The 6,004-nt window shown below is 55.6% G+C and carries 6 protein-coding genes; 5 read left to right on the forward strand and 1 reads right to left on the reverse strand.

The window, feature by feature from the left end; all coding sequences use genetic code 11:
- Window positions 1-99 precede the first annotated feature (99 nt).
- The gene (panM, locus tag CNE01S_RS23115; RefSeq protein ID WP_039288576.1) at window positions 100-480 is read right to left on the reverse strand and encodes an aspartate 1-decarboxylase autocleavage activator PanM; all 381 of its coding nucleotides are present in this window, start codon (window positions 478-480) and stop codon (window positions 100-102) included.
- Window positions 481-878: 398 nt separating this feature from the next.
- Here panM and livK point away from each other — a divergent pair, with 398 nt between their 5' ends.
- The 5 genes from livK (at window position 879) to livF (ending at window position 5,841) form a co-directional block, all read left to right on the forward strand.
- Window positions 879-1,988, forward strand: a complete 1,110-nt coding sequence (gene livK / locus CNE01S_RS23120; RefSeq protein WP_039288573.1) for a high-affinity branched-chain amino acid ABC transporter substrate-binding protein LivK — start codon at window positions 879-881, stop codon at window positions 1,986-1,988.
- Between the two features lie 170 nt (window positions 1,989-2,158).
- Complete coding sequence (livH, locus tag CNE01S_RS23125; RefSeq protein WP_008457946.1) at window positions 2,159-3,085, forward strand: high-affinity branched-chain amino acid ABC transporter permease LivH; 927 nt, start codon at window positions 2,159-2,161, stop codon at window positions 3,083-3,085.
- Complete coding sequence (locus CNE01S_RS23130; protein WP_061278963.1) at window positions 3,082-4,362, forward strand: high-affinity branched-chain amino acid ABC transporter permease LivM; 1,281 nt, start codon at window positions 3,082-3,084, stop codon at window positions 4,360-4,362. The genes livH and CNE01S_RS23130 overlap by 4 nt, the downstream gene beginning before the upstream one ends.
- Window positions 4,359-5,126 (forward strand): high-affinity branched-chain amino acid ABC transporter ATP-binding protein LivG, encoded by a 768-nt coding sequence (livG, locus tag CNE01S_RS23135; RefSeq protein WP_038477929.1) that lies wholly within the window; start codon window positions 4,359-4,361, stop codon window positions 5,124-5,126. Before CNE01S_RS23130 ends, livG begins: the two co-directional genes overlap by 4 nt.
- A 1-nt stretch (window position 5,127) precedes the next feature.
- Window positions 5,128-5,841 carry a high-affinity branched-chain amino acid ABC transporter ATP-binding protein LivF gene (gene livF / locus CNE01S_RS23140; protein ID WP_072279219.1) on the forward strand — a complete coding sequence of 238 codons (714 nt, stop codon included), beginning with the start codon at window positions 5,128-5,130 and terminating at the stop codon, window positions 5,839-5,841.
- Window positions 5,842-6,004: the final 163 nt, after the last annotated feature.

Consider the following 6,004-nt stretch of genomic DNA (forward strand, 5'->3'; position numbering starts at 1 on the left):
AATGACGGTGATTCTCCCGAGACATTCACCGTTGCGGTGGATGCATATAAAACAGGACTGGAAGTGAACGGAATCTTAGGCGTACCTTCATAGGGCAGTTTATTTCCCCCAACCGCCGCTCTGCTCGCGGAATCCGGAAGCCTGCATAAACGCCGTCATCACGGCATGATCCTCTACGCCAACATCCGCCAACCACCAGTGTGCAACTGCTGGGTTATCACGCATAACCTCTTCGAGCAAATACTGCCCCACGCCTCTGCGGCGGGTAATTTCACGCACCCGCAGCGAATCCAGCGCCCCGGCATCCCCTGTGAGCGTGACGCGCACCGCGCCGAGCAGGCGCTCGTTAAATTTTGCCGCGTAGATCCTTTCATTATCGCTAAGCGTCAGCGAACCGCTGGAGTATTCCGGCCAGATCTTGCCGAGGTCAATTTTATCCTGAGCGCTAAACTCAAACAGACGAATGATAGTGAGTTTCATAAGTGACCTAACCAAAAAGCGGGAAAACCTCGAGTGTAACCAATTTATTTGCCTCAGACGCTTTATCTTTTTTATGCCGTTCAGCAGTTGATTACTTTTTAGCGTAAAGCTAAGCCAGCCTTTAACGCGGCAGATTGAATCCTGACCAGGATAAAGCACTAAAATCCAGTGAATTGTTCGGCTCTTTGTACCGCTATTTTATGCTGATTTCAGTGCTTTTTTTTGTTTAACTATGGCGAAATACAGAATATTATCTCTACTTAATCGCCTGAAAAATAGAGAGTTTAGTCTGATAAATTGTAAAATTTACCGCTAACTCCTTCAAGGCACTGATAAAAATGGTCATTGATTATAAAAAGTACTGCGTGCTTTTTAACCAAGTTATGGGGATGGAACGAATGAAGATGAACGCGAAGACATTACTGGCCGGGCTGGTGGCGTTGGCTGTGTCTCACGCGGCAACCGCTGGAGACATTAAAGTGGCTGTTGTCGGGGCAATGTCAGGCCCGGTAGCGCAGTGGGGTGACATGGAATTTAACGGTGCGCGCCAGGCTATCAAAGACATCAACGCCAAAGGCGGGATCAAAGGCGACAAGCTGGTCGGCGTTGAATATGACGACGCGTGCGATCCAAAACAGGCCGTAGCGGTTGCCAACAAGATCGTTAACGACGGCGTGAAGTACGTCATCGGTCACCTTTGTTCTTCTTCCACCCAGCCGGCTTCCGACATCTATGAAGATGAAGGCATCCTGATGATCACTCCGGGCGCGACCAACCCTGAGCTGACCCAGCGCGGCTACGGCATGATCATGCGTACCGCAGGCCTCGACTCCTCCCAGGGGCCGACGGCGTCCAAATATATTCTGGAGCACGTTAAGCCGCAGCGCATCGCGATCATCCACGATAAGCAGCAGTACGGTGAAGGCCTGGCGCGTTCCGTGCAGGACGGCCTGAAAAAAGGCGGCGCTAATATTGTGTTCTTCGACGGGATCACCGCCGGGGACAAAGATTTCTCCACCCTGGTAGCGCGCCTGCAGAAAGAAAACATCGATTTCGTGTATTACGGCGGTTACTACCCGGAAATGGGGCAGATCCTGCGTCAGGCACGCGCCGTAGGCCTGAAAACTCAGTTTATGGGGCCAGAAGGCGTGGGTAACGCTTCTCTGTCCAACATCGCCGGACCTGCTGGCGAAGGAATGCTGGTCACTATGCCTAAGCGCTATGACCAGGATCCGGCCAACAAAGCTATCGTTGATGAACTGAAAGCGGCGAAGAAAGACCCGAGCGGCCCGTACGTGTGGATCACCTACGCGGCAGTTCAGTCTCTGGCAACTGCTATGGACCGCACCGGCAGCAAAGATCCTGCTGCGCTGGTGAAAGATTTAAAAGCACACGGTGCAAACACCGTGATTGGGCCGCTGAACTGGGATGAGAAAGGCGATCTGAAAGGATTTGAATTTGGTGTCTTCCAGTGGCACGCCGATGGTTCGTCCTCTGTGGCGAAGTAAGGCGACCACTCGTCATACTTCGAGCCGCAGGTGCGTTGGCTGCGCTTGCTCACCTCAGTCACATACTTATGTATGCTCCTGAGGATGAGCAAGCTTGCCGCCTTCCTGCGACTCGAATTATTTAGAGTGGATTCAATATCCCGTCCATACGGGTTTGGAAAGGTTAAGTTATGTCCGAGCAGTTTCTCTACTTCCTGCAGCAGATGTTTAACGGCGTCACGCTGGGCAGTACCTATGCGCTGATCGCCATCGGTTATACGATGGTGTACGGCATTATTGGCATGATCAACTTCGCCCACGGCGAAGTGTATATGATCGGCAGCTACGTCTCTTTCATGATCATCGCCGCGCTAATGATGCTCGGAATTGATGTGGGCTGGATGCTGGTAGGCGCAGGCTTTATTGGCGCGATTATCATCGCCAGCGCCTATGGCTGGAGCATTGAGCGCGTGGCCTATAAGCCGGTGCGTAACTCCAAGCGCCTGATTGCGCTGATTTCCGCCATCGGGATGTCCATCTTCCTGCAAAACTACGTCAGCCTGACGGAAGGCTCGCGCGATATCGCGCTGCCAAGCCTGTTTAACGGCCAGTGGATTGTGGGGGCGAGCGATAACTTCACCGCCACCATTACCACTATGCAGCTGGTTATCTGGGTGGTGACTTTCCTCGCCATGCTGGCGCTGACGCTGTTTATCCGCTATTCCCGCATGGGCCGCGCCTGCCGTGCCTGTGCTGAAGACCTGAAAATGGCCAGCCTGCTTGGCATTAATACCGACCGCGTTATCTCGCTCACCTTCGTGATTGGGGCGGCGATGGCGGCAGTGGCCGGCGTGTTGTTGGGGCAGTTCTACGGCGTAATCAACCCGTACATCGGCTTTATGGCGGGCATGAAAGCCTTTACCGCAGCGGTACTTGGCGGTATCGGCAGTATCCCAGGCGCGATGATTGGCGGCCTGATCCTCGGCGTGGCCGAAGCGCTGACGTCTGCCTATCTGAGCACGGAATATAAAGATGTCGTCTCCTTCGCGCTGCTGATTGTGGTGCTGCTGGTGATGCCTACCGGGATCCTGGGTCGTCCGGAGGTTGAGAAAGTATGAAACCGATGCATGTTGTCTTTTCGCTGCTCTCCGCAGCCATGTTCTTTGTTTTAGCATCGGTATTTATGGGCGTTCAGCTAAGCCTGGACGGCACCAAACTGGTGGTGAACAGCGCGCCTTCCGTGCGCTGGGAATGGGTCTATATCGGCACGGCTGTGGTGCTGGCGTTCCAGCTGCTGCGCCCGCTGTTCCAGAAGGGTATGAAGAAAGTGTCCGGGCCGAAGTTTGTGCTGCCGGCGCTGGACGGCTCCACGGTTAAGCAGAAGCTGTTCCTCGTGGCGCTGCTGGTGGCGGCCGTTGCCTGGCCATTCCTGGTTTCACGCGGCACCGTAGACATTGCTACGTTAACCATGATTTACATCATCCTCGGCCTGGGGCTGAACGTGGTGGTGGGGCTGTCCGGCCTGCTGGTGCTGGGCTACGGCGGTTTCTACGCCATCGGTGCTTACACCTTTGCGCTGCTGAACCACTATTACGGCCTGGGCTTCTGGACCTGTCTGCCGCTGGCGGGCCTGGTCGCCGCCGCTGCGGGTTTCCTGCTTGGCTTCCCGGTATTGCGCCTGCGCGGTGACTATCTGGCGATTGTGACGCTGGGCTTCGGCGAAATCGTCCGTATCCTGCTGCTGAACAATACCGATATTACCGGCGGCCCTAACGGCATTAGCCAGATCCCAAAACCCACCTTCTTTGGCCTGGAGTTTAGCCGTACCGCGCGCGAAGGAGGCTGGGATACTTTCAGCAACTTCTTTAACGTGGCCTATGACCCGAGCGACAGAGTTATCTTCCTTTATCTGGTGGCGCTGCTGCTGGTGGTGCTGTCGCTGTTCGTGATTAACCGCCTGCTGCGTATGCCTCTGGGTCGTGCCTGGGAAGCACTGCGCGAAGATGAAATCGCCTGTCGTTCGCTGGGCCTGAACCCAACCCGTATCAAGCTGACTGCGTTCACCATCAGTGCCGCGTTTGCTGGCTTTGCCGGGACGCTGTTTGCTGCGCGTCAAGGCTTTGTCAGCCCGGAATCCTTCACCTTCGCCGAGTCGGCGTTTGTGCTGGCGATTGTGGTACTGGGCGGGATGGGCTCGCAGTTCGCGGTGATTCTGGCCGCGATTCTGCTGGTGGTTTCCCGCGAGCTGATGCGTGACCTGAACGAGTACAGCATGCTGGTGCTCGGCGGCCTGATGGTGCTGATGATGATTTGGCGTCCACAGGGCCTGCTGCCGATGACGCGCCCGCACGTGAAACTGAGGAAAGAGCAAGTAGTGAAAGGAGAGCAGGCATGAGTCAGCCATTGTTATCCGTAAGCGGTCTGATGATGCGTTTCGGCGGCCTGCTGGCCGTCAACAATGTCTCGCTCGAGCTGCATCCACAGGAAATTGTTTCGCTTATCGGCCCGAACGGGGCCGGTAAAACCACGGTATTTAACTGCCTGACTGGCTTTTATAAGCCAACCGGCGGCACCATTATGCTTCGCGACCAGCATCTGGAAGGCTTACCCGGCCAGCAGATTGCGCGCATGGGCGTGGTGCGTACCTTCCAGCACGTTCGACTATTCCGTGAAATGACGGTGATTGAGAACCTGCTGGTGGCCCAACATCAGCAGTTGAAAACCGGTGTGTTCTCCGGGCTGCTGAAAACGCCGGGTTTCCGCCGTGCTCAGAGCGAAGCGCTGGACAGAGCGGCAACCTGGCTTGAGCGTATCGGGCTGCTGGAGCACGCTAACCGCCAGGCGAGTAACCTGGCCTATGGCGACCAGCGTCGCCTTGAAATTGCTCGCTGCATGGTAACCCAGCCTGAGATCCTGATGCTGGACGAACCTGCCGCTGGCCTTAACCCGAAAGAAACCCATGAGCTGGATGAGCTGATCATGGAGCTGCGTAATCACCACAACACCACGGTGTTGCTGATTGAGCATGACATGAAGCTGGTCATGGGGATTTCTGACCGTATCTACGTGGTGAACCAGGGAACGCCGTTAGCCAACGGCACGCCGGAGCAAATCCGCAACAACCCTGACGTCATTCGCGCCTATCTGGGTGAGGCTTAAGATGGAAAATGTAATGCTGTCGTTTGACAAGGTGAGCGCCCACTACGGCAAAATCCAGGCGCTGCACGACGTCAGTCTGCATATCAAACAAGGCGAAATTGTTACGCTCATCGGCGCTAACGGCGCGGGGAAAACCACGCTGCTTGGCACGCTTTGCGGCGACCCGCGAGCGACCAGCGGCCGCATTGTGTTTGATGGCAAAGATATTACAGACTGGCACACCGCGCGGATCATGCGTGAGGCCGTGGCGATTGTGCCGGAAGGGCGCCGCGTTTTCTCCCGCATGACGGTGGAAGAGAACCTGGCGATGGGCGGCTTTTTTGCTGAACGTGACCAGTTTCAGTCGCGTATTAAGCGCGTCTACAATCTATTCCCGCGTCTGCACGAACGCCGTATTCAGCGGGCGGGCACCATGTCCGGCGGCGAACAGCAGATGCTGGCGATTGGCCGCGCGCTCATGAGCCAGCCACGTCTGTTACTGTTAGATGAACCGTCGCTGGGGTTAGCGCCGATCATCATCCAGCAAATCTTCGACACCATTGAGCAATTACGCAGCGAAGGGATGACCATCTTCCTCGTGGAGCAGAACGCCAACCAGGCGCTGAAGCTGGCCGACCGGGGTTACGTACTGGAAAACGGCCACGTGGTGCTGGAAGATACCGGCGATGCGCTGCTGGCGAACGAAGCCGTAAGAAGTGCTTATCTGGGCGGCTAATAAAAGCAAAACGGCAACCTCGGTTGCCGTTTTTTTTGTTTGCACCCTCTCCCTGTGGGCTGTTCCTTAGCTACAAATATGTTCTATGAAAGCTTGGCTAAGGTTCCGCTCACTTCAACTGCAGCTTTACATGCAGCCACGCCCTTGTTACCGGCTCTCATCG

The organism is Cedecea neteri NBRC 105707 = ATCC 33855, assembly GCF_001571265.1.
GTDB lineage: Bacteria > Pseudomonadota > Gammaproteobacteria > Enterobacterales > Enterobacteriaceae > Cedecea > Cedecea neteri.